The organism is Pseudomonas sp. FEN, assembly GCF_904067045.1.
In the GTDB taxonomy this organism is placed as follows: Bacteria; Pseudomonadota; Gammaproteobacteria; order Pseudomonadales; family Pseudomonadaceae; genus Aquipseudomonas.
On sequence record NZ_CAJFDC010000036.1, the window covers coordinates 1 to 22,109 of the forward strand.

The 22,109-nt window shown below is 61.5% G+C and carries 18 protein-coding genes and 3 pseudogenes; 11 read left to right on the forward strand and 10 right to left on the reverse strand.

Annotated features, from left to right (window positions below; all coding sequences use genetic code 11):
- The 4 genes from PFEN_RS23690 to PFEN_RS23705 all read left to right on the forward strand — a co-directional run.
- On the forward strand, positions 1–253 hold a 253-nt coding region (locus PFEN_RS23690), incomplete at its 5' end, for an AIR carboxylase family protein (protein WP_191489074.1).
- Positions 254–264: 11 nt separating this feature from the next.
- The gene (locus PFEN_RS23695; RefSeq protein WP_191489075.1) at positions 265–1,347 is read left to right on the forward strand and encodes a 5-(carboxyamino)imidazole ribonucleotide synthase; all 1,083 of its coding nucleotides are present in this window, start codon (positions 265–267) and stop codon (positions 1,345–1,347) included.
- Positions 1,348–1,454: 107 nt separating this feature from the next.
- A complete protein-coding gene (locus PFEN_RS23700; RefSeq protein WP_191489076.1) occupies positions 1,455–1,700 on the forward strand; it encodes a GlsB/YeaQ/YmgE family stress response membrane protein in 246 nt (81 codons plus the stop codon).
- 81 nt (positions 1,701–1,781) lie between these two features.
- On the forward strand, positions 1,782–2,318 hold the full coding sequence (locus tag PFEN_RS23705) for a DUF3299 domain-containing protein (RefSeq protein WP_191489077.1): 537 nt from the start codon (positions 1,782–1,784) through the stop codon (positions 2,316–2,318).
- Between the two features lie 179 nt (positions 2,319–2,497).
- Here PFEN_RS23705 and PFEN_RS23710 read toward each other — a convergent pair whose 3' ends face one another.
- A complete protein-coding gene (locus PFEN_RS23710) occupies positions 2,498–3,400 on the reverse strand; it encodes a D-hexose-6-phosphate mutarotase (RefSeq protein WP_191489078.1) in 903 nt (300 codons plus the stop codon).
- A gap of 48 nt (positions 3,401–3,448) precedes the next feature.
- Positions 3,449–3,846, reverse strand: a pseudogene (locus PFEN_RS23715) (acyl-CoA thioesterase).
- A gap of 373 nt (positions 3,847–4,219) precedes the next feature.
- Here PFEN_RS23715 and PFEN_RS23720 point away from each other — a divergent pair.
- From PFEN_RS23720 to PFEN_RS23730, 3 genes and pseudogenes are all read left to right on the forward strand, one after another.
- A complete protein-coding gene (locus PFEN_RS23720) occupies positions 4,220–5,509 on the forward strand; it encodes an MFS transporter (protein WP_191489079.1) in 1,290 nt (429 codons plus the stop codon).
- A 255-nt stretch (positions 5,510–5,764) separates the two neighbouring features.
- Positions 5,765–6,754 (forward strand): phosphate ABC transporter substrate-binding protein PstS, encoded by a 990-nt coding sequence (locus tag PFEN_RS23725; protein ID WP_191489080.1) that lies wholly within the window; start codon positions 5,765–5,767, stop codon positions 6,752–6,754.
- A 164-nt stretch (positions 6,755–6,918) separates the two neighbouring features.
- Positions 6,919–8,514, forward strand: a pseudogene (locus PFEN_RS23730) (phosphate ABC transporter permease); the annotation flags it as partial.
- Positions 8,515–8,609: 95 nt separating this feature from the next.
- Here the strand turns inward: PFEN_RS23730 and PFEN_RS23735 are convergent.
- The 3 genes and pseudogenes from PFEN_RS23735 to PFEN_RS23745 all read right to left on the reverse strand — a co-directional run.
- Positions 8,610–10,215, reverse strand: a pseudogene (locus PFEN_RS23735) (phosphate ABC transporter permease); the annotation flags it as partial.
- Between the two features lie 164 nt (positions 10,216–10,379).
- Positions 10,380–11,369 (reverse strand): phosphate ABC transporter substrate-binding protein PstS, encoded by a 990-nt coding sequence (locus PFEN_RS23740; RefSeq protein WP_191489080.1) that lies wholly within the window; start codon positions 11,367–11,369, stop codon positions 10,380–10,382.
- Positions 11,370–11,624: 255 nt separating this feature from the next.
- Positions 11,625–12,914 (reverse strand): MFS transporter, encoded by a 1,290-nt coding sequence (locus PFEN_RS23745; RefSeq protein ID WP_191489079.1) that lies wholly within the window; start codon positions 12,912–12,914, stop codon positions 11,625–11,627.
- A 373-nt stretch (positions 12,915–13,287) separates the two neighbouring features.
- On the opposite strand from PFEN_RS23745, the gene PFEN_RS23750 reads away from it, so the two are divergent.
- On the forward strand, positions 13,288–13,686 hold the full coding sequence (locus PFEN_RS23750) for an acyl-CoA thioesterase (RefSeq protein ID WP_040071787.1): 399 nt from the start codon (positions 13,288–13,290) through the stop codon (positions 13,684–13,686).
- 48 nt (positions 13,687–13,734) lie between these two features.
- Positions 13,735–14,637, forward strand: coding sequence for a D-hexose-6-phosphate mutarotase (locus tag PFEN_RS23755; protein ID WP_191489078.1), 903 nt, complete (start codon positions 13,735–13,737; stop codon positions 14,635–14,637).
- A 179-nt stretch (positions 14,638–14,816) separates the two neighbouring features.
- Here PFEN_RS23755 and PFEN_RS23760 read toward each other — a convergent pair whose 3' ends face one another.
- The 5 genes from PFEN_RS23760 to PFEN_RS23780 all read right to left on the reverse strand — a co-directional run bounded on the left by PFEN_RS23760 (position 14,817) and on the right by PFEN_RS23780 (position 18,608).
- A complete protein-coding gene (locus PFEN_RS23760) occupies positions 14,817–15,353 on the reverse strand; it encodes a DUF3299 domain-containing protein (protein ID WP_191489077.1) in 537 nt (178 codons plus the stop codon).
- A gap of 81 nt (positions 15,354–15,434) precedes the next feature.
- Positions 15,435–15,680, reverse strand: a complete 246-nt coding sequence (locus tag PFEN_RS23765) for a GlsB/YeaQ/YmgE family stress response membrane protein (RefSeq protein WP_191489076.1) — start codon at positions 15,678–15,680, stop codon at positions 15,435–15,437.
- A gap of 107 nt (positions 15,681–15,787) precedes the next feature.
- Entirely contained in the window at positions 15,788–16,870 is a 1,083-nt protein-coding gene (locus PFEN_RS23770) for a 5-(carboxyamino)imidazole ribonucleotide synthase (RefSeq protein ID WP_191489075.1), read from the reverse strand.
- An 11-nt stretch (positions 16,871–16,881) separates the two neighbouring features.
- Positions 16,882–17,373 carry a 5-(carboxyamino)imidazole ribonucleotide mutase gene (gene purE, locus PFEN_RS23775; RefSeq protein ID WP_040071792.1) on the reverse strand — a complete coding sequence of 164 codons (492 nt, stop codon included), beginning with the start codon at positions 17,371–17,373 and terminating at the stop codon, positions 16,882–16,884.
- Positions 17,374–17,690: 317 nt separating this feature from the next.
- A complete protein-coding gene (locus PFEN_RS23780) occupies positions 17,691–18,608 on the reverse strand; it encodes a LysR substrate-binding domain-containing protein (protein WP_191489081.1) in 918 nt (305 codons plus the stop codon).
- Positions 18,609–18,789: 181 nt separating this feature from the next.
- Between PFEN_RS23780 and aspA the strand changes: the two genes are divergently transcribed.
- Positions 18,790–20,214 (forward strand): aspartate ammonia-lyase, encoded by a 1,425-nt coding sequence (aspA, locus tag PFEN_RS23785; RefSeq protein ID WP_191489082.1) that lies wholly within the window; start codon positions 18,790–18,792, stop codon positions 20,212–20,214.
- A 398-nt stretch (positions 20,215–20,612) separates the two neighbouring features.
- Positions 20,613–22,058: an alanine/glycine:cation symporter family protein gene (locus tag PFEN_RS23790; RefSeq protein WP_191489083.1), complete on the forward strand. Its 1,446-nt coding sequence runs from the start codon at positions 20,613–20,615 to the stop codon at positions 22,056–22,058.
- The last annotated feature ends 51 nt before the right edge of the window (positions 22,059–22,109 follow it).

Consider the following 22,109-nt stretch of genomic DNA (forward strand, 5'->3'; position numbering starts at 1 on the left):
CCTGCCGGTGCTGGGCGTGCCGGTGCAGTCGGCGATGCTCTCGGGCGTCGATTCGCTGCTGTCGATCGTGCAGATGCCGGCCGGTATTCCGGTGGCGACGCTGGCCATCGGCAAGGCCGGGGCGATCAATGCCGCGCTGCTCTCGGCGAGTATCCTGGGCGCCAAACACCCGCATTTCCATACCGTGCTGAAGAAATTCCGCGCTGAACAGACAGACAGCGTGCTGGACAATCCAGACCCGCGCGTCGCCTGAGGTTGATGACGATGAAGATCGGTGTAATCGGTGGCGGCCAACTGGGCCGCATGTTGGCGCTGGCGGGCACGCCGCTGGGGATGAACTTCGCTTTCCTGGACCCGGCGCCGGATGCCTGTGCAGCCGCCTTGGGCGAGCATTTGCGCGCCGATTACGGCGATCAGGATCATCTGCGCCAGTTGGCCGACGAAGTCGACCTGGTGACCTTCGAGTTCGAAAGTGTCCCGGCGGAAACCGTGGCCTTCCTGTCGCAGTTCGTCCCGGTCTATCCGAGCGCCGAGGCCTTGCGCATCGCCCGTGATCGCTGGTTCGAAAAGAGCATGTTCAAGGACCTGGGGATTCCCACCCCGGCCTTCGCCGATATCCAGTCCCAGGCGGATCTGGATGCCGCGGTGGCCAGCATCGGCCTGCCGGCCGTGCTGAAAACCCGCACCCTGGGTTATGACGGCAAGGGTCAGAAAGTCCTGCGCACTCCGGCCGACGTGGTCGGCACCTTCGCCGAACTGGGCAGCGTTGGCTGCCTGCTGGAGGGCTTCGTGCCGTTCACCGGGGAAGTTTCGCTGATCGCCGTGCGTGGCCGTGACGGCGAAACCTGCTTCTACCCGCTGGTGCACAACACCCACGACAACGGCATCCTGCGCCTGTCCGTGGCCAGCACCGATCATCCGCTGCAAGCCCTGGCCGAAGACTATGCCGGTCGGGTGCTCAAGCAACTGGATTATGTCGGCGTGCTGGCGTTCGAGTTCTTTGAAGTCGACGGTGGCCTCAAGGCCAACGAAATTGCACCGCGGGTCCACAACTCCGGGCACTGGACCACCGAAGGCGCCGAATGCAGCCAGTTCGAAAACCATCTGCGAGCGATTGCCGGGCTGCCGTTGGGCTCGACCGCCAAGGTCGGTGAAAGCGCGATGCTCAACTTTATCGGCGAAGTCCCGTCGGTGGAGCAGGTGATCGCCATCGCCGATTGCCATCTGCATCATTATGGCAAGGCGTTCAAAGCAGGGCGCAAGGTGGGCCATGCAACCCTGCGTTGTGCCGACAAAGCGACCCTGCAGGAACAGATTCTGCGGGTCGAGGCGTTGATCGCCGAGTAAAGATAGTCAGTGCTGGCGGGAACCTACGGCTGCCGCCAGCCTCTGATAGCAGGATGCCAAAGGGTTGACCAGGCTTTGGCTGTGCAAACTCACCTGAGGGAAATGCGATGCACATTATCGGAACAATTTTTATCGGCCTTATCGTCGGTTTGGTAGCGCGTTTCCTCAAGCCCGGCGATGACAGCATGGGCTGGATCATGACCATCCTGCTGGGCATCGGTGGTTCGCTGGCGGCAACCTACGGCGGCCAGGCGCTGGGGATCTATCACGCCGGGCAAGGCGCGGGTTTTATCGGTGCGGTCGTTGGCGCGATTATCCTTCTGGTGGTCTACAACCTGATCAGAAAGAGCTGATCCAGACGAGCAAACCCTCTGCGCCGCAATGGCGTAGAGGGCTAGAATGCGTAACATTTCCTTGTGTCTTCGAGTCTCCCCATGCGCCGTCTTCTTTTGACACTTCTTTTTCTGGGTAGTGGCTTGGCCCATGCTGGTGAACTGCCGGAAACCGACTGGCTGGAGCTCATGCCCAAGTCGGACCAGAAAGCCCTTGAGCAAATGCCGGAAATTACCCACAACTCGCCCGAGAGCAACGGTACGTTTACCGCCAAGGGTGGCTTGAAACAGAGCAAGGGCCTGCCGGCGGTGATGTATTCAACCAAGACCGTGCCGGCCATGGATGGCAAGGAGATCCGCATCGGTGGTTATCCGGTACCGCTGGAAACCGATGCCAAGGGGCGCAGCACGCTGTTTTTCCTGGTGCCGTACCCGGGCGCCTGCATCCACGTGCCGCCACCGCCGCCCAATCAACTGGTGCTGGTGCGCTATCCCAAGGGCCTGAAGCTGGACGATATCTATACGCCGCTGTGGGTCACCGGCACGCTGAAGATCGAGAAGGTCAGCAATGACCTGGCCGACGCGGCGTATGCGCTGGATGCGGGGAAGGTCAGGGTGGTGAAGGAGTCGGATCTGTAAGACGGCATTTGAAGCCGAGCACGGTCTTGTGGCGAGCGGGCTTGCCCGCGCTGGGCTGCGAAGCAGCCCCAAAGCCTGTGACTGCGTTCTGCCTGACACAATGAAGCCGCTGATTTTAGGGGCGCTTCGCGCCCCAACGGGGCGATGCGGCGTTCCGACAAGCCCCTCGCCACAAGGTATTACACCAGGCGCTGACTGCCGATAGTCACACCCAGCGTATGACTAGCTCCCGGTGCAAGCGTCACCACATCATCCATCACGTTCGCGGTCTCGATGCACAGCATCTTCTGCCAGCCATCGTCGGCCATGTCGGCGAGTTGACTGGCCCGGTCGATCCACGGGTTCCAGATCACCGCCGAACGTGAGCCCTGGGTGTTCAGCTCGATACGCCGCTCCCAGGTCGGGTCGACAATGCTCAGCCGCGCGGGCGCATTCTGGTAGATACGGTCGGTTTCACCGGCGAAGCGCAGTTCGCCTTGCTGGCGGACCTGCTTCCAGCCATCCGCCGTGTCGATGTAGGCCAGGCCATCCACGCCCTCGACGTGCACATTGCGCACATCGCTGACAGCGAAGTAGGTATGCAGCGCCTGGCTGAGGCTGACCGGATGGTCGTCCTGGTTCTGGCTGGTGAGTTCGATGTGCAAGGTCTCGCCCAGGCGAATGCGCAAGGTCAGGCCGACCTTGTGCGGCCAGCCCGGCAGGCCACCTTCGGGCAGCGGCAGGCTGAACGTCACGTTCACGCTGTCGCCGTCGGCCTCGATGCCTTGCAACGACCAGTTCATCGTCCGTACCAGGCCATGGGCCGTGGGGGCGTCACTGGCTTGGCGCATGGCCTGCACGCTGTCCGGGTTGCGCGAAAAGTTGCCAAACCACGGCCAACACACCGGTACGCCAGCGCGAATGCCCGTGCCTTGCTTGAACAGCGCCTCGTTGTTGAGCCAGATCAGCGGCGGTTGCCCGGTCAATTGGTAGCTGAGGATCTGCGCGCCTTGTTGCGCCACCAGCAATTCGGCTTGGCCGTGGCGGATGCGCCAGCCGTTCAGCTCGTCCAGTTTTACCGTTTCAACATGGGGCGTGGTCATGGTGTTCTCGCAAGGCAGGGAGTTGCAACGGGCCGCCGGGCGGCCGGGTTAGCGCCGTGGCACGGAGCGGGTTCGACCGCTGCCGTCGATGGCCACGAACACGAAGGCCGCTTCGGTGACCTTGCGCCATTCGCTGGTCAGCGGGTCGTCGCTCCACACCTCGACCATCATCCGCATCGAGCTGCGGCCGATTTCCTCGGTATGGGTATAAAAGGACAATTGCGCGCCGACGGCGACCGGGACCAGGAATGCCATGCGGTCGATGGACACCGTGGCCACCCGGCCGCCGGCGACCTTGCTGGCCATGGCGGTGCCGGCCAGATCCATCTGGCTGACCAGCCAGCCACCATAAATATCGCCGAAACCGTTGGCTTCGCGCGGGAGGGCGGTGATTTGCAGGGCGAGATCGCCTTGCGGATAGGGTCTTCTTGTTCGAGTTCGATCATGCCGGGGTGCCTCTGACCCGTAACGCTACGTTGGTATTGCAGGTGAATAGCCGTCTTCAAGAAAAACGATTCAGCCCGAACATACTACGTTCGTTACGTTTCTCGTAAGCCGCACTAAGGGAAACTCTGCGAAAGCGGCTGGTTCGGCCCCAACGGCGTTTTCGCACAATACCCCTCTAGCCTGCGGGTTCTACCCGACGCAGGGCACGAGTATATCGGTCGATAGACCGCGAGACGACCTCCCGGTTCTCATTTTTGCCGACGAATACGCCGATCCATGTGCTTTTACAAACAATTTGCTATCGTGCCAGACCTGCCTCCAGCCTGAATCGAGCCTTGCTTGACTCATAGACGTGCCCAATAAGAGAAGCCCATGACCACCGCGTCCACCCATATCGCGCAACCTTCGCGCCCGCTGACCCGCAACGACTACAAGACTTTATCGCTGTCTGCCCTGGGCGGCGCGCTGGAGTTCTACGACTTTATCATTTTCGTGTTTTTTGCCGCAGTGGTCGGCAAGCTGTTTTTCCCGGCGGACATGCCGGAGTGGTTGCGCCTGATGCAGACGTTCGGGATTTTCGCCGCCGGCTACCTGGCGCGACCGCTGGGTGGCATCGTGATGGCCCACTTCGGCGATCTGCTGGGGCGCAAGAAGATGTTCACCCTGAGTATTTTCTTGATGGCGGTGCCGACCCTGATCATGGGCCTGTTGCCGACCTATGCGCAGATTGGCATCTGGGCGCCGATTCTGCTGTTGCTGATGCGGGTGATCCAGGGCGCGGCCATCGGTGGCGAGGTGCCGGGTGCCTGGGTGTTCGTCGCCGAACACGTGCCGGAACGCAAGATCGGCTTTGCCTGCGGCACCCTGACCTCGGGTCTGACCGCCGGCATCCTGCTCGGCTCGCTGGTGGCGACTCTGGTCAACAGCCTTTATACACCGCTGGAAGTGGCCGATTACGCCTGGCGAATTCCGTTCCTGCTCGGTGGCGTGTTCGGCCTGTTTTCGGTGTACCTGCGCCGTTGGCTGCACGAAACCCCGGTATTCGCCGAGTTGCAGCTGCGCAAGGCACTGTCTGACGGCATCCCCCTGGGCGCGGTACTGCGTGATCATCGCGGTGCGGTGCTGGTCTCGATGCTGCTGACCTGGCTGTTGTCCGCCGCTGTGGTGGTGGTGATCCTGATGACCCCGACCGTGCTGCAGACGGTCTTTCACTTTTCCCCTACCGTGTCGCTGAAGGCCAACAGCCTGGCGACGGTGTGCCTGACTTTGGGTTGCATCCTCTCCGGTGCGCTGGCCGACCGTTTCGGGGCCGGACGGGTGTTCGTGTTCGGCAGTCTGGCGCTGATGGCGACCTTCTGGAGCTTCTATGGCAGCTTGCCGACTCACCCCGACTGGCTGTTCCCGCTGTATGCCTTGAGTGGCCTGTTCGTCGGCACCATCGGCGCGGTGCCGTATGTGATGGTCAAGGCGTTTCCGGCGGTGGTGCGTTTCAGCGGCCTGTCGTTTTCCTACAACCTGGCCTACGCGATTTTCGGTGGCCTGACCCCGATGGTGGTCACCCTGCTGCTCAAGGATAGCCCGATGGGCCCTGCTTATTATGTGGCGATCATTTGCGGTATCGGGGTGCTGGTAGGGGGGTATCTGTGGGTGAAGGGGCGTTGAGCCGCGGCGGTTGACGCTAGCACCCATCTGGAGGAAGAGGGTTTCAAATTGTTTCAGGGGCGACCTGCCCGGTATCCCGCAGGGGGGGCTGTAGCCCCCGTAGATTCTGGGTTTTTGTCCGTTTATCCGATCAAGGCTGGCGTTCTTCCGAATGCTGGCCTTTCATCTAACTGTCACATACCAGTCATAGAGTGTTCATGCGGCCTACAGATACTTGGGCCCGATCTAACAATCCCTATCTGCTAGGAGCAAGGCATGAAACTGAAGCGTTTGATGGCGGCAATGACTTTTGTCGCTGCTGGCGTTGCAACTGCCCACGCGGTCGCCGCTGGTGTGGACCCGTCCATTCCGTCTTATACAAAAGTCACGGGTGTATCGGGCAACCTGTCCAGCGTTGGTTCCGACACCCTGGCTAACCTCATGACCTTGTGGGCTGAGAACTACAAGAAAGAATACCCGAACGTGAACATTCAGATTCAGGCCGCCGGTTCCGCTACCGCGCCGCCCGCCCTGACTGAAGGCACTTCGAACCTGGGCCCGATGAGCCGCAAGATGAAGGACACCGAGCTGGCTGCCTTCGAGCAGAAGTACGGCTACAAGCCGACCGCTATCCCGGTCGCCGTGGATGCCTTGGCCGTGTTCGTGCACAAGGACAACCCGATCAAGCACCTGACCATGGAGCAAGTCGACGCGATCTTCTCCTCGACTCGTCTGTGTGGCGCCAAAGCCGACGTCAAGACCTGGGCCGACCTGGGCGTGACCGGCGACCTGGCCAACAAGCCGGTTCAACTGTTCGGTCGCAACTCGGTCTCCGGCACCTACGGCTACTTCAAGGAAGAAGCCCTGTGCAAAGGCGACTACAAGCCTAACGTGAACGAACAGCCAGGTTCGGCTTCCGTTGTGCAGTCCATCAGCTCCTCGCTGAACGGTATCGGCTACTCGGGTATCGGCTACAAGACCGCCAGCGTGAAAACCGTTGCCCTGTCGAAGAAAGGCAGCACTGACTTCATCGAAGACAGTGAAGAAAACGCACTGAACGGCAAATACCCGCTGTCGCGTTTCCTCTACGTGTATGTCAACAAGGCCCCGGGCAAGCCTCTGGCTCCGCTGGAAGCCGAGTTCGTGAAACTGGTCCTGTCCAAGCAGGGTCAGGAAGTGGTTGTGAAGGACGGCTACATCCCACTGCCAGCCAAGGTTGCCTCCAAGGCACTGGCTGACCTGGGTCTGAGCGAAGGCAAGAAGTAAGCCTTGAGCCGGGGCGCCAGCCCCGGTAGCACCACCAAGGCGCGGCTTGATCTCCATCGGCCGCGCCCCATATTCCGAAACCGCTGCCAGCCCTGCTGGGCGGCGGCTTCAGTGCGTCACTGCATTGTCATCTTTCTGTCATACAGGATCGCTAGGGTGTGCGCATGAACGATCTGGCCAATTCCACCATGACTACGACTTCTCCCCCCAAGCGTATTGACTTCAATACGCCTGAGCTGCAACGCAAGCGCCGTATTCGCGCGCTGAAAGATCGCCTGACCCGGTGGTACGTATTTATTGGCGGCTTGGCTGTCCTCGGGGCGATCACGCTGATCTTCTTCTTTCTCGGTTATGTGGTCCTGCCCCTGTTCCAGGGTGCCTCGCTGACCGCCGAGAAAAGCATTACGCCGGCCTGGATGCAGGATGCCGGCAAACCCTGATGATCTCCGTGGAAGAACAGAATCAGGTGGGCATGCGGGTTTCCGACAAAGGGCAGGTGCTGTCTTCAATGCCAGGACGCCACCGAGCTGTCGCGCGTGAACCTGCCGATTCCGGCCGGTACCACCGTCACCTCCATCAGCAAGGACCAGCCGGCATCCCACTGGTCATTGTCGGCCTGTCCAATGCCAGGCGCTGGTGTTCCGTCACACCTATAAAGTGACTTACCCGGACGGCAAGAAAACCATTTCTCCAGCGCTCGAGTACCCTTACGGCGAAGCGCCGATCAACCTCGATGAGCAGGACGCGCGCTTGAGCATGTGAATCTGAACACCGCCGATTCGACCCTGGTCGTGGCGGGCTCCACTGGGGCACAGTTGCACGTGCTGGCGCTGACCCAGGAAGAGAACATGATGACCGGCGAGGTCACCAGCGAGCAGAGAAGCATCGAGCTGCCGCAGATGACCGAACCGGTGAAGGCGATCTATATCGATCCGCGCCAGCAATGGTTGTACGTGATCAACGGGCGCGCCCAGGCCGACGTGTTCAGTCTGCGCGACAAGAGCCTGAACGGTCGCTATAAACTGCTTGAAAACGCCGATGCCGAAGTGACCGCCAGTACACAACTGGTGGGCGGTATCTCGTTGATCATCGGTGACTCCAGTGGCGGTCTGGCCAGTGGTTCATGGCCCGTGATCCCGATGGCGAGCTGCGCCTGAAACCCATCCGCAGTTTCCAGATGGGCTCCGCGCCGATCGTTGAAATCACCGCTGAAGAGCGTCGCAGGGCTTTGTCGCCATGGACGCTTCCGGCAAGCTCGGCGTGTTCCACAGCACCGCGCACCGGACCCTGCTGGTCAACCAGGTGGTCGATGGCCAGGGCCTGTTCGGCCTGTCGCCGCGGGCCAACCGGGTGATCGTCGAGCAAGGTGGCAAGATCCTGCCGTTGGTCCTCGACAACCCGCACCCGGAAGTGTCCTGGAGCGCGCTGTGGAGCAAGGTCTGGTACGAGAACTACGACGAACCCAAGTACGTCTGGCAATCGACCGCCGCCAACACCGACTTTCGAACCCAAACTGAGCTTGTCGCCGCTGACCTTCGGGACCCTGAAGGCCGCGTTCTACGCCATGTTGCTGGCCGCGCCGCTGGCCGTCGCCGCCGCGATCTATACGCCTACTCATGGCCCCGGGCATGCGCCGCAAGGTCAAACCGGTGATCGAGTTGATGGAGGCGATGCCGACGGTGATCCTCGGTTTCTTCGCCGGCCTGTTCCTGGCGCCGTATGTCGAAGGGCACCTGCCGGGGATCTTCAGCCTGCTGATGCCTGGACGTCGGGGCAGGGGGGGGGGGGGGGGGGGGGGGGCGGGGCCGGTCGGCTTATCCCAGGGGGCCGGATACCGGCCACCAGGTACCGATCGCACGAGCATCAGCAGGCTGAAGATCCCCGGCAGGTGCCCTTCGACATACGGCGCCAGGAACAGGCCGGCGAAGAAACCGAGGATCACCGTCGGCATCGCCTCCATCAACTCGATCACCGGTTTGACCTTGCGGCGCATGCCCGGGGCCATGAAGTAGGCGGTATAGATCGCGGCGGCGACGGCCAGCGGCGCGGCCAGCAACATGGCGTAGAACGCGGCCTTCAGGGTCCCGAAGGTCAGCGGCGACAAGCTCAGTTTGGGTTCGAAGTCGGTGTTGGCGGCGGTCGATTGCCAGACGTACTTGGGTTCGTCGTAGTCTCGTACCAGACCTTGCTCCACAGCGCGCTCCAGGACACTTCCGGGTGCGGGTTGTCGAGGACCAACGGCAGGATCTTGCCACCTTGCTCGACGATCACCCGTTGCCCGCGGCGACAGGCCGAACAGGCCCTGGCCATCGACCACCTGGTTGACCAGCAGGGTCCGGTGCGCGGTGCTGTGGAACACGCCGAGCTTGCCGGAAGCGTCCATGGCGACAAGCCCTTGCGACGCTCTTCAGCGGTGATTTCAACGATCGCGCGGAGCCCATCTGGAAACTGCGGATGGGTTTCAGGCGCAGCTCGCCATCGGGATCACGGGCCATGAACCACTGGGCCAGACCGCCACTGGAGTCACCGATGATCAACGAGATACCGCCCACCAGTTGTGTACTGGCGGTCACTTCGGCATCGGCGTTTTCAAGCAGTTTATAGCGACCGTTCAGGCTCTTGTCGCGCAGACTGAACACGTCGGCCTGGGCGCGCCCGTTGATCACGTACAACCATTGCTGGCGCGGATCGATATAGATCGCCTTCACCGGTTCGGTCATCTGCGGCAGCTCGATGCTTCTCTGCTCGCTGGTGACCTCGCCGGTCATCATGTTCTCTTCCTGGGTCAGCGCCAGCACGTGCAACTGTGCCCCAGTGGAGCCCGCCACGACCAGGGTCGAATCGGCGGTGTTCAGATTCACATGCTCAAGCGCGCGTCCCTGCTCATCGAGGTTGATCGGCGCTTCGCCGTAAGGGTACTCGAGCGCTGGAGAAATGGTTTTCTTGCCGTCCGGGTAAGTCACTTTATAGGTGTGACGGAACACCAGCGCCTGGCCATTGGACAGGCCGACAATGACCAGTGGGATGCCCGGCTGGTCCTTGCTGATGGAGGTGACGGTGGTACCGGCCGGAATCGGCAGGTTCACGCGCGACAGCTCGGTGGCGTCCTGGGCATTGAAGAACAGCACCTGCCCTTTGTCGGAAACCCGCATGCCCACCTGATTCTGTTCTTCCACGGAGATCATCAGGGGTTTGCCGGCATCCTGCATCCAGGCCGGCGTAATGCTTTTCTCGGCGGTCAGCGAGGCACCCTGGAACAGGGGCAGGACCACATAACCGAGAAAGAAGAAGATCAGCGTGATCGCCCCGAGGACAGCCAAGCCGCCAATAAATACGTACCACCGGGTCAGGCGATCTTTCAGCGCGCGAATACGGCGCTTGCGTTGCAGCTCAGGCGTATTGAAGTCAATACGCTTGGGGGGAGAAGTCGTAGTCATGGTGGAATTGGCCAGATCGTTCATGCGCACACCCTAGCGATCCTGTATGACAGAAAGATGACAATGCAGTGACGCACTGAAGCCGCCGCCCAGCAGGGCTGGCAGCGGTTTCGGAATATGGGGCGCGGCCGATGGAGATCAAGCCGCGCCTTGGTGGTGCTACCGGGGCTGGCGCCCCGGCTCAAGGCTTACTTCTTGCCTTCGCTCAGACCCAGGTCAGCCAGTGCCTTGGAGGCAACCTTGGCTGGCAGTGGGATGTAGCCGTCCTTCACAACCACTTCCTGACCCTGCTTGGACAGGACCAGTTTCACGAACTCGGCTTCCAGCGGAGCCAGAGGCTTGCCCGGGGCCTTGTTGACATACACGTAGAGGAAACGCGACAGCGGGTATTTGCCGTTCAGTGCGTTTTCTTCACTGTCTTCGATGAAGTCAGTGCTGCCTTTCTTCGACAGGGCAACGGTTTTCACGCTGGCGGTCTTGTAGCCGATACCCGAGTAGCCGATACCGTTCAGCGAGGAGCTGATGGACTGCACAACGGAAGCCGAACCTGGCTGTTCGTTCACGTTAGGCTTGTAGTCGCCTTTGCACAGGGCTTCTTCCTTGAAGTAGCCGTAGGTGCCGGAGACCGAGTTGCGACCGAACAGTTGAACCGGCTTGTTGGCCAGGTCGCCGGTCACGCCCAGGTCGGCCCAGGTCTTGACGTCGGCTTTGGCGCCACACAGACGAGTCGAGGAGAAGATCGCGTCGACTTGCTCCATGGTCAGGTGCTTGATCGGGTTGTCCTTGTGCACGAACACGGCCAAGGCATCCACGGCGACCGGGATAGCGGTCGGCTTGTAGCCGTACTTCTGCTCGAAGGCAGCCAGCTCGGTGTCCTTCATCTTGCGGCTCATCGGGCCCAGGTTCGAAGTGCCTTCAGTCAGGGCGGGCGGCGCGGTAGCGGAACCGGCGGCCTGAATCTGAATGTTCACGTTCGGGTATTCTTTCTTGTAGTTCTCAGCCCACAAGGTCATGAGGTTAGCCAGGGTGTCGGAACCAACGCTGGACAGGTTGCCCGATACACCCGTGACTTTTGTATAAGACGGAATGGACGGGTCCACACCAGCGGCGACCGCGTGGGCAGTTGCAACGCCAGCAGCGACAAAAGTCATTGCCGCCATCAAACGCTTCAGTTTCATGCCTTGCTCCTAGCAGATAGGGATTGTTAGATCGGGCCCAAGTATCTGTAGGCCGCATGAACACTCTATGACTGGTATGTGACAGTTAGATGAAAGGCCAGCATTCGGAAGAACGCCAGCCTTGATCGGATAAACGGACAAAAACCCAGAATCTACGGGGGCTACAGCCCCCCCTGCGGGATACCGGGCAGGTCGCCCCTGAAACAATTTGAAACCCTCTTCCTCCAGATGGGTGCTAGCGTCAACCGCCGCGGCTCAACGCCCCTTCACCCACAGATACCCCCCTACCAGCACCCCGATACCGCAAATGATCGCCACATAATAAGCAGGGCCCATCGGGCTATCCTTGAGCAGCAGGGTGACCACCATCGGGGTCAGGCCACCGAAAATCGCGTAGGCCAGGTTGTAGGAAAACGACAGGCCGCTGAAACGCACCACCGCCGGAAACGCCTTGACCATCACATACGGCACCGCGCCGATGGTGCCGACGAACAGGCCACTCAAGGCATACAGCGGGAACAGCCAGTCGGGGTGAGTCGGCAAGCTGCCATAGAAGCTCCAGAAGGTCGCCATCAGCGCCAGACTGCCGAACACGAACACCCGTCCGGCCCCGAAACGGTCGGCCAGCGCACCGGAGAGGATGCAACCCAAAGTCAGGCACACCGTCGCCAGGCTGTTGGCCTTCAGCGACACGGTAGGGGAAAAGTGAAAGACCGTCTGCAGCACGGTCGGGGTCATCAGGATCACCACCACCACAGCGGCGGACAACAGCCAGGTCAGCAGCATCGAGACCAGCACCGCACCGCGATGATCACGCAGTACCGCGCCCAGGGGGATGCCGTCAGACAGTGCCTTGCGCAGCTGCAACTCGGCGAATACCGGGGTTTCGTGCAGCCAACGGCGCAGGTACACCGAAAACAGGCCGAACACGCCACCGAGCAGGAACGGAATTCGCCAGGCGTAATCGGCCACTTCCAGCGGTGTATAAAGGCTGTTGACCAGAGTCGCCACCAGCGAGCCGAGCAGGATGCCGGCGGTCAGACCCGAGGTCAGGGTGCCGCAGGCAAAGCCGATCTTGCGTTCCGGCACGTGTTCGGCGACGAACACCCAGGCACCCGGCACCTCGCCACCGATGGCCGCGCCCTGGATCACCCGCATCAGCAACAGCAGAATCGGCGCCCAGATGCCAATCTGCGCATAGGTCGGCAACAGGCCCATGATCAGGGTCGGCACCGCCATCAAGAAAATACTCAGGGTGAACATCTTCTTGCGCCCCAGCAGATCGCCGAAGTGGGCCATCACGATGCCACCCAGCGGTCGCGCCAGGTAGCCGGCGGCGAAAATCCCGAACGTCTGCATCAGGCGCAACCACTCCGGCATGTCCGCCGGGAAAAACAGCTTGCCGACCACTGCGGCAAAAAACACGAAAATGATAAAGTCGTAGAACTCCAGCGCGCCGCCCAGGGCAGACAGCGATAAAGTCTTGTAGTCGTTGCGGGTCAGCGGGCGCGAAGGTTGCGCGATATGGGTGGACGCGGTGGTCATGGGCTTCTCTTATTGGGCACGTCTATGAGTCAAGCAAGGCTCGATTCAGGCTGGAGGCAGGTCTGGCACGATAGCAAATTGTTTGTAAAAGCACATGGATCGGCGTATTCGTCGGCAAAAATGAGAACCGGGAGGTCGTCTCGCGGTCTATCGACCGATATACTCGTGCCCTGCGTCGGGTAGAACCCGCAGGCTAGAGGGGTATTGTGCGAAAACGCCGTTGGGGCCGAACCAGCCGCTTTCGCAGAGTTTCCCTTAGTGCGGCTTACGAGAAACGTAACGAACGTAGTATGTTCGGGCTGAATCGTTTTTCTTGAAGACGGCTATTCACCTGCAATACCAACGTAGCGTTACGGGTCAGAGGCACCCCGGCATGATCGAACTCGAACAAGAAGACCCTATCCCGCAAGGCGATCTCGCCCTGCAAATCACCGCCCTCCCGCGCGAAGCCAACGGTTTCGGCGATATTTATGGTGGCTGGCTGGTCAGCCAGATGGATCTGGCCGGCACCGCCATGGCCAGCAAGGTCGCCGGCGGCCGGGTGGCCACGGTGTCCATCGACCGCATGGCATTCCTGGTCCCGGTCGCCGTCGGCGCGCAATTGTCCTTTTATACCCATACCGAGGAAATCGGCCGCAGCTCGATGCGGATGATGGTCGAGGTGTGGAGCGACGACCCGCTGACCAGCGAATGGCGCAAGGTCACCGAAGCGGCCTTCGTGTTCGTGGCCATCGACGGCAGCGGTCGAACCCGCTCCGTGCCACGGCGCTAACCCGGCCGCCCGGCGGCCCGTTGCAACTCCCTGCCTTGCGAGAACACCATGACCACGCCCCATGTTGAAACGGTAAAACTGGACGAGCTGAACGGCTGGCGCATCCGCCACGGCCAAGCCGAATTGCTGGTGGCGCAACAAGGCGCGCAGATCCTCAGCTACCAATTGACCGGGCAACCGCCGCTGATCTGGCTCAACAACGAGGCGCTGTTCAAGCAAGGCACGGGCATTCGCGCTGGCGTACCGGTGTGTTGGCCGTGGTTTGGCAACTTTTCGCGCAACCCGGACAGCGTGCAGGCCATGCGCCAAGCCAGTGACGCCCCCACGGCCCATGGCCTGGTACGGACGATGAACTGGTCGTTGCAAGGCATCGAGGCCGACGGCGACAGCGTGAACGTGACGTTCAGCCTGCCGCTGCCCGAAGGTGGCCTGCCGGGCTGGCCGCACAAGGTCGGCCTGACCTTGCGCATTCGCCTGGGCGAGACCTTGCACATCGAACTCACCAGCCAGAACCAGGACGACCATCCGGTCAGCCTCAGCCAGGCGCTGCATACCTACTTCGCTGTCAGCGATGTGCGCAATGTGCACGTCGAGGGCGTGGATGGCCTGGCCTACATCGACACGGCGGATGGCTGGAAGCAGGTCCGCCAGCAAGGCGAACTGCGCTTCGCCGGTGAAACCGACCGTATCTACCAGAATGCGCCCGCGCGGCTGAGCATTGTCGACCCGACCTGGGAGCGGCGTATCGAGCTGAACACCCAGGGCTCACGTTCGGCGGTGATCTGGAACCCGTGGATCGACCGGGCCAGTCAACTCGCCGACATGGCCGACGATGGCTGGCAGAAGATGCTGTGCATCGAGACCGCGAACGTGATGGATGATGTGGTGACGCTTGCACCGGGAGCTAGTCATACGCTGGGTGTGACTATCGGCAGTCAGCGCCTGGTGTAATACCTTGTGGCGAGGGGCTTGTCGGAACGCCGCATCGCCCCGTTGGGGCGCGAAGCGCCCCTAAAATCAGCGGCTTCATTGTGTCAGGCAGAACGCAGTCACAGGCTTTGGGGCTGCTTCGCAGCCCAGCGCGGGCAAGCCCGCTCGCCACAAGACCGTGCTCGGCTTCAAATGCCGTCTTACAGATCCGACTCCTTCACCACCCTGACCTTCCCCGCATCCAGCGCATACGCCGCGTCGGCCAGGTCATTGCTGACCTTCTCGATCTTCAGCGTGCCGGTGACCCACAGCGGCGTATAGATATCGTCCAGCTTCAGGCCCTTGGGATAGCGCACCAGCACCAGTTGATTGGGCGGCGGTGGCGGCACGTGGATGCAGGCGCCCGGGTACGGCACCAGGAAAAACAGCGTGCTGCGCCCCTTGGCATCGGTTTCCAGCGGTACCGGATAACCACCGATGCGGATCTCCTTGCCATCCATGGCCGGCACGGTCTTGGTTGAATACATCACCGCCGGCAGGCCCTTGCTCTGTTTCAAGCCACCCTTGGCGGTAAACGTACCGTTGCTCTCGGGCGAGTTGTGGGTAATTTCCGGCATTTGCTCAAGGGCTTTCTGGTCCGACTTGGGCATGAGCTCCAGCCAGTCGGTTTCCGGCAGTTCACCAGCATGGGCCAAGCCACTACCCAGAAAAAGAAGTGTCAAAAGAAGACGGCGCATGGGGAGACTCGAAGACACAAGGAAATGTTACGCATTCTAGCCCTCTACGCCATTGCGGCGCAGAGGGTTTGCTCGTCTGGATCAGCTCTTTCTGATCAGGTTGTAGACCACCAGAAGGATAATCGCGCCAACGACCGCACCGATAAAACCCGCGCCTTGCCCGGCGTGATAGATCCCCAGCGCCTGGCCGCCGTAGGTTGCCGCCAGCGAACCACCGATGCCCAGCAGGATGGTCATGATCCAGCCCATGCTGTCATCGCCGGGCTTGAGGAAACGCGCTACCAAACCGACGATAAGGCCGATAAAAATTGTTCCGATAATGTGCATCGCATTTCCCTCAGGTGAGTTTGCACAGCCAAAGCCTGGTCAACCCTTTGGCATCCTGCTATCAGAGGCTGGCGGCAGCCGTAGGTTCCCGCCAGCACTGACTATCTTTACTCGGCGATCAACGCCTCGACCCGCAGAATCTGTTCCTGCAGGGTCGCTTTGTCGGCACAACGCAGGGTTGCATGGCCCACCTTGCGCCCTGCTTTGAACGCCTTGCCATAATGATGCAGATGGCAATCGGCGATGGCGATCACCTGCTCCACCGACGGGACTTCGCCGATAAAGTTGAGCATCGCGCTTTCACCGACCTTGGCGGTCGAGCCCAACGGCAGCCCGGCAATCGCTCGCAGATGGTTTTCGAACTGGCTGCATTCGGCGCCTTCGGTGGTCCAGTGCCCGGAGTTGTGGACCCGCGGTGCAATTTCGTTGGCCTTGAGGCCACCGTCGACTTCAAAGAACTCGAACGCCAGCACGCCGACATAATCCAGTTGCTTGAGCACCCGACCGGCATAGTCTTCGGCCAGGGCTTGCAGCGGATGATCGGTGCTGGCCACGGACAGGCGCAGGATGCCGTTGTCGTGGGTGTTGTGCACCAGCGGGTAGAAGCAGGTTTCGCCGTCACGGCCACGCACGGCGATCAGCGAAACTTCCCCGGTGAACGGCACGAAGCCCTCCAGCAGGCAGCCAACGCTGCCCAGTTCGGCGAAGGTGCCGACCACGTCGGCCGGAGTGCGCAGGACTTTCTGACCCTTGCCGTCATAACCCAGGGTGCGGGTTTTCAGCACGGCCGGCAGGCCGATGCTGGCCACCGCGGCATCCAGATCCGCCTGGGACTGGATATCGGCGAAGGCCGGGGTGGGAATCCCCAGGTCCTTGAACATGCTCTTTTCGAACCAGCGATCACGGGCGATGCGCAAGGCCTCGGCGCTCGGATAGACCGGGACGAACTGCGACAGGAAGGCCACGGTTTCCGCCGGGACACTTTCGAACTCGAAGGTCACCAGGTCGACTTCGTCGGCCAACTGGCGCAGATGATCCTGATCGCCGTAATCGGCGCGCAAATGCTCGCCCAAGGCGGCTGCACAGGCATCCGGCGCCGGGTCCAGGAAAGCGAAGTTCATCCCCAGCGGCGTGCCCGCCAGCGCCAACATGCGGCCCAGTTGGCCGCCACCGATTACACCGATCTTCATCGTCATCAACCTCAGGCGACGCGCGGGTCTGGATTGTCCAGCACGCTGTCTGTCTGTTCAGCGCGGAATTTCTTCAGCACGGTATGGAAATGCGGGTGTTTGGCGCCCAGGATACTCGCCGAGAGCAGCGCGGCATTGATCGCCCCGGCCTTGCCGATGGCCAGCGTCGCCACCGGAATACCGGCCGGCATCTGCACGATCGACAGCAGCGAATCGACGCCCGAGAGCATCGCCGACTGCACCGGCACGCCCAGCACCGGCAGGTGGGTCTTGGCCGCGCACATGCCTGGCAGGTGGGCCGCGCCGCCAGCACCGGCGATGATCACCTCGATCCCACGCGACTCGGCCTCTTCCGCGTACTGGAAGAGCAGGTCCGGGGTGCGGTGGGCCGAGACCACTTTCACCTCATAAGGGATGCCGAGCTTTTCCAGCATATCGGCGGTGTGGCTAAGGGTGGACCAATCGGACTTGGAGCCCATGATCACGCCAACCAGTGCACTCATCGTCGTGCCTCTTCTCTTGGGCGCCCGCAGGCGCGTCAAAAAACAACAAGCCACGCGGGAGACCGGCGTGGCTTGTCATACGAATCGGGGCCGGGCGAGCCGGCCGAAGGCCGCGCAGTATACCGAAAAAAGCACATTAAACGCACCTTTGCCGACCGTTTGTCGGTTAGCGAATTTTAGCCGCTAAAGGCCGGCTTACCTGACTTTCAGGTCAACCAGGAAACACCACGCACTCATTGTGGAGCGGCGCTCCCACACAAGCTCCGCTCCCACAAGGGCCTATTTTCCACAGACCAAGACTCACATCAGCTTCGTACTCAACCTGGACCCGACACCTGCGCCGCCGCGCCTTCGAGCTTGCGCCACAACAAGCGTACGTTGGCCTTGCGCACCAATGCACAACGATACAGGCGAATTTCCAACGGCACGTGCCATTGCGGCCCGCCGCACACCACCAGCTCGCCGCGCGCCAACTCCGCCCGGACACTGAGGTGCGGCACCCAGGCAATACCCAGCCCTTCCAGTGCCATGCTTTTCAAACTGTCGGCCATCGCGGTTTCATAGATAGTGGTAAAGCGCAGGTTGCGCTGACGCAGCAACAGGTTCACCGAACGCCCGAGAAACGCCCCCGCGCTATACGCCAGCAACGGCACGCTCGCCTCGCCCTCCAGATCGAACAGCGGCTGGCCGTCCGGCGTGGTCGCGCACACCGGCAACATCTCGGTCTGCCCCAGGTGCAGGGACGGAAAAATCTCCGCATCCATCTGCAACGCCGCATCTGGATCATAGAAGGCCAGCATCAGGTCGCAACCGCCTTCGCGCAACGCATGCACCGCGTCGCCGACGTTGGTCGCCACCAGCCGCGTGGCGATATTCAGCCCTTCATTACGCAACTGCGCGATCCAGCGCGGAAAGAAACCCAGCGCCAGGGAGTGCGCGGCCGCCACTTGCATGACTTCGCCCTGCCCGCCTTCCAGGTGATGCAGATGGCGCACTACCTCGCCCAACTGCTCGACCACCGTACGCGCAGTCACCAAGAACAACTGCCCCGCCGCCGTCAGCTCAATAGGCGTGCGCGAGCGGTTGACCAGGGTCAACCCCAACGCCGACTCCAGGCTGCGAATCCGTCGGCTGAACGCCGGCTGCGTGACGAAGCGCCGCTCGGCCGCCTGGGAAAAGCTGCGGGTCGCCGCCAGGGCACTGAAGTCTTCCAACCATTTGCTTTCGAGATTCATCGGCTCCTCCCGCCACGCGCACCATTTTGGTTCGCACGTTTGTCATACACAAAGCGTCACATCCACATTATGCCGTTTGTGCATAGGGCAGTGCTGAACAGCATTGGCCCAAAAATTTGCCCAAGCCTAGCATTGCCTCCGTTCCGGCACCGACCGGGTTCTTATCGAGATGATTTCTATCATGTCCTCCGCTGCATCTTTCCGCACAGAAAAAGACCTGCTTGGCGTACTCGAAGTACCCGGCGACGCGTACTACGGCATCCAGACCCTGCGAGCGGTGAACAATTTCCGTCTCTCCGGCGTCCCGATCTCGCATTACCCGAAACTGGTCGTGGCCCTGGCCATGGTCAAACAGGCCGCCGCTGACGCCAACCGCGAGCTCGGTCACCTGACCGAAGCCAAGCATGCAGCCATCAGCGAAGCCTGTGCCCGATTGATCCGCGGCGACTTCCACGAGCAGTTCGTGGTGGACATGATTCAAGGCGGCGCTGGCACTTCGACCAATATGAATGCCAACGAAGTCATCGCCAACATCGCGCTGGAGGCCATGGGCCACGGCAAGGGCGAATACCAGTACCTGCACCCGAACAACGACGTGAACATGGCGCAGTCGACCAACGACGCCTACCCGACGGCCATTCGCCTGGGTCTGCTGCTGGGCCACGACGCCCTGCTCGCCAGCCTCGACAGCCTGATCCAGGCCTTCGCCAGCAAGGGTCAAGAGTTCGCCCACGTCCTGAAAATGGGCCGTACCCAGCTGCAAGACGCCGTGCCGATGACCCTCGGCCAGGAGTTCCGCGCCTTCGCCACCACCCTGAGCGAAGACTTGGCCCGCCTGAAGACCCTGGCTCCGGAACTGCTGACCGAAGTCAACCTGGGCGGCACCGCCATCGGCACCGGCATCAACGCCGACCCGCGCTACCAGCAACTGGCGGTCGACCGCCTGGCAACCATCAGCGGCCAGCCGCTGGTGCCCGCCGCCGACCTGATCGAAGCCACCTCCGACATGGGCGCCTTCGTACTGTTCTCCGGCATGCTCAAGCGCACCGCGGTCAAGCTGTCGAAGATCTGCAACGACCTGCGCCTGCTGTCCAGCGGCCCACGCACCGGGATCAACGAAATCAACCTGCCAGCGCGCCAGCCCGGCAGCTCGATCATGCCCGGCAAGGTCAACCCGGTGATCCCGGAAGCGGTCAACCAAGTGGCGTTCCAGATCATCGGCAACGACCTGGCCCTGACCATCGCGGCCGAAGGCGGCCAGCTGCAACTGAACGTGATGGAACCACTGATCGCCTTCAAGATCTTCGACTCGATCCGCCTGCTGCAACGCGCCATGGACATGCTGCGCGAACACTGCATCGTCGGCATCACCGCCAACGAAGAGCGCTGCCGTGAGCTGGTGGAACACTCCATCGGCCTGGTCACCGCCCTGAACCCCTACATCGGCTATGAAAACGCCACCCGGATCGCCCGCATCGCCCTGGAAAGTGGCCGCGGCGTACTGGAACTGGTGCGCGAAGAAGGCTTGCTCGACGACGCCATGCTCGCCGACATCCTGCGCCCGGAAAACATGATTGCTCCACGTCTGGTTCCACTGAAGGCCTGACCTTCAGTGCCGGACTGCAACACGCTCACCAGGTCGAGGGACTAGACACCTCTCACCTTTTGAGGGCCTGAAGGTCACTCTTCAGGCCCTTTTTTTTACAACTGACGAAGTGGGAAAAGGCCCAACCTCGCCCCGGCATTCACAAGAAATACCCTGCGCTTCGTCGTCCGGCCTACAAACCAGTGCAGACGACGGTCGCGCTCATCGGTATAGTGCCGCCCCTCTTCGCGTAAGCGATCCGCGGCACAGCGGCACTGAAACACGCGAAACAACACTAAAAACAACCCGCGAAAGCTCGGGATGATGTATCGCCAGCCCACACTGCCCTGTAATACCGGGTGTAACGCGATAGATCAAACGAGCCGCCTTTGCATCAAAAAACAGCGAGGAACCACTCCATGCTTGAGGTCATCAACGACTTCCTCTCAGGGAAACTACTGATCGTGCTCATTGTCGGGCTCGGTAGCTACTTCACGATCCGTTCACGGTTCGTCCAGTTCCGCCATTTCCGTCACATGTTCACGGTCTTCAAAGAGTCCCTTCGCGGTCAAGCAGGCCAACTGAGCTCGTTCCAAGCACTGATGCTGAGCCTCGCCGGTCGTGTTGGCGCCGGTAACATCGCCGGTGTCGGCATCGCCGTTACTCTCGGCGGCCCGGGCGCCGTGTTCTGGATGTGGGTCACCGCGCTGGTGGGCATGTCCAGCAGCTTCTTCGAATGCACCCTGGCCCAAGTCTACAAGCGCGCCGATGGCGACGGCCTGTACCGCGGCGGCCCGGCTTACTACATCCAGCACGGCCTGAAGCTCAAAGGCATGGCAGTGGTGTTCTCCGTTCTGCTGCTGGTCACCTACGGCTTCGCCTTCAACGGCCTGCAGTCGTACACCGTCACCCACTCGCTGCAGAACGCCTTCGGCTTCTCCCCGAACCACACCGGCATCGCCCTGGCCGTCCTGCTGGCGATCGTCTTCCTCGGCGGCATCAAGCGCATCGCCTCGGTTTCCGACCTGCTGGTTCCGGTCAAGACCCTGGCCTACATCGGCGTCACCCTGTACGTGATCTTCAGCCAGATCGAGCACGTGCCGGCCATGCTGGAAACCATTTTCAAGAGCGCCTTCGGCCTTGACCCAGCATTCGGCGGCCTGCTCGGCAGCGCCATCGTCATGGGTGTGAAACGTGGCGTGTTCGCCAACGAAGCCGGCCTGGGCAGCGCACCGAACGTCGCCGCCGTCGCCGCCGTGAAGCACCCGGGTGCCCAGGGCGTGGTCCAGGCGTTCAGCGTGTTCCTCGACACCTTCGTGATCTGCACCTGCACCGCGTTGCTGATCCTGCTGTCGGGCTTCTACACCCCAGGCTTCGAAGGTGACGGCATCGTCCTGACCCAGAACTCCCTGGCCGCCGTGGTCGGTGACTGGGGCCGCTTGTTCGTCAGCGTCGCCCTGTCGCTGTTCGTCTTCACCTGCATCCTCTACAACTACTACTTGGGCGAGACCAGCCTGCAGTTCCTGACCCGCAACCGCATCGTGCTGATGGTGTACCGCGCCCTGGTGCTGGCACTGATCGTATGGGGTTCGGTGCAGAATCTGTCGACCGTGTTCGCCTTCGCCGACATCACCATGACCTGCCTGGCCTTCGTCAACCTGATCGCCCTGGCCCTGCTGTTCAAGGTCGGCCTGCGCGTGATGCGCGACTACGACGAACAACGCCGTGCCGGCGTCAGCCAGCCGGTGTTCGACTCGAGCAAGTTCGCCGATCTGGACCTGGACCTCGAAGCCTGGCCAACCCCGGGCAAAACTGCGCCGCGCGAGCAAGAAGCCGCCCAAGGCGTGCCTGCCACGCAACGCTGATCGCACTCCCGGGTGGCGCTCCGCTGCCCGACGCGACAGATCTTACCGGGT

Excerpts from the sequence above, each read along its gene's own strand:
- PFEN_RS23695 (WP_191489075.1), top strand. The coding sequence starts at position 265 with ATGAAGATCGGTGTAATCGGTGGCGGCCAACTGGGCCGCATGTTGGCG.
- PFEN_RS23700 (WP_191489076.1), top strand. The coding sequence starts at position 1,455 with ATGCACATTATCGGAACAATTTTTATCGGCCTTATCGTCGGTTTGGTA.
- PFEN_RS23705 (WP_191489077.1), top strand. The coding sequence starts at position 1,782 with ATGCGCCGTCTTCTTTTGACACTTCTTTTTCTGGGTAGTGGCTTGGCC.
- PFEN_RS23710 (WP_191489078.1), bottom strand. The coding sequence starts at position 3,400 with ATGACCACGCCCCATGTTGAAACGGTAAAACTGGACGAGCTGAACGGC.
- PFEN_RS23720 (WP_191489079.1), top strand. The coding sequence starts at position 4,220 with ATGACCACCGCGTCCACCCATATCGCGCAACCTTCGCGCCCGCTGACC.
- PFEN_RS23725 (WP_191489080.1), top strand. The coding sequence starts at position 5,765 with ATGAAACTGAAGCGTTTGATGGCGGCAATGACTTTTGTCGCTGCTGGC.
- PFEN_RS23740 (WP_191489080.1), bottom strand. The coding sequence starts at position 11,369 with ATGAAACTGAAGCGTTTGATGGCGGCAATGACTTTTGTCGCTGCTGGC.
- PFEN_RS23745 (WP_191489079.1), bottom strand. The coding sequence starts at position 12,914 with ATGACCACCGCGTCCACCCATATCGCGCAACCTTCGCGCCCGCTGACC.
- PFEN_RS23750 (WP_040071787.1), top strand. The coding sequence starts at position 13,288 with ATGATCGAACTCGAACAAGAAGACCCTATCCCGCAAGGCGATCTCGCC.
- PFEN_RS23755 (WP_191489078.1), top strand. The coding sequence starts at position 13,735 with ATGACCACGCCCCATGTTGAAACGGTAAAACTGGACGAGCTGAACGGC.
- PFEN_RS23760 (WP_191489077.1), bottom strand. The coding sequence starts at position 15,353 with ATGCGCCGTCTTCTTTTGACACTTCTTTTTCTGGGTAGTGGCTTGGCC.
- PFEN_RS23765 (WP_191489076.1), bottom strand. The coding sequence starts at position 15,680 with ATGCACATTATCGGAACAATTTTTATCGGCCTTATCGTCGGTTTGGTA.
- PFEN_RS23770 (WP_191489075.1), bottom strand. The coding sequence starts at position 16,870 with ATGAAGATCGGTGTAATCGGTGGCGGCCAACTGGGCCGCATGTTGGCG.
- purE (WP_040071792.1), bottom strand. The coding sequence starts at position 17,373 with ATGAGTGCACTGGTTGGCGTGATCATGGGCTCCAAGTCCGATTGGTCC.
- PFEN_RS23780 (WP_191489081.1), bottom strand. The coding sequence starts at position 18,608 with ATGAATCTCGAAAGCAAATGGTTGGAAGACTTCAGTGCCCTGGCGGCG.
- aspA (WP_191489082.1), top strand. The coding sequence starts at position 18,790 with ATGTCCTCCGCTGCATCTTTCCGCACAGAAAAAGACCTGCTTGGCGTA.
- PFEN_RS23790 (WP_191489083.1), top strand. The coding sequence starts at position 20,613 with ATGCTTGAGGTCATCAACGACTTCCTCTCAGGGAAACTACTGATCGTG.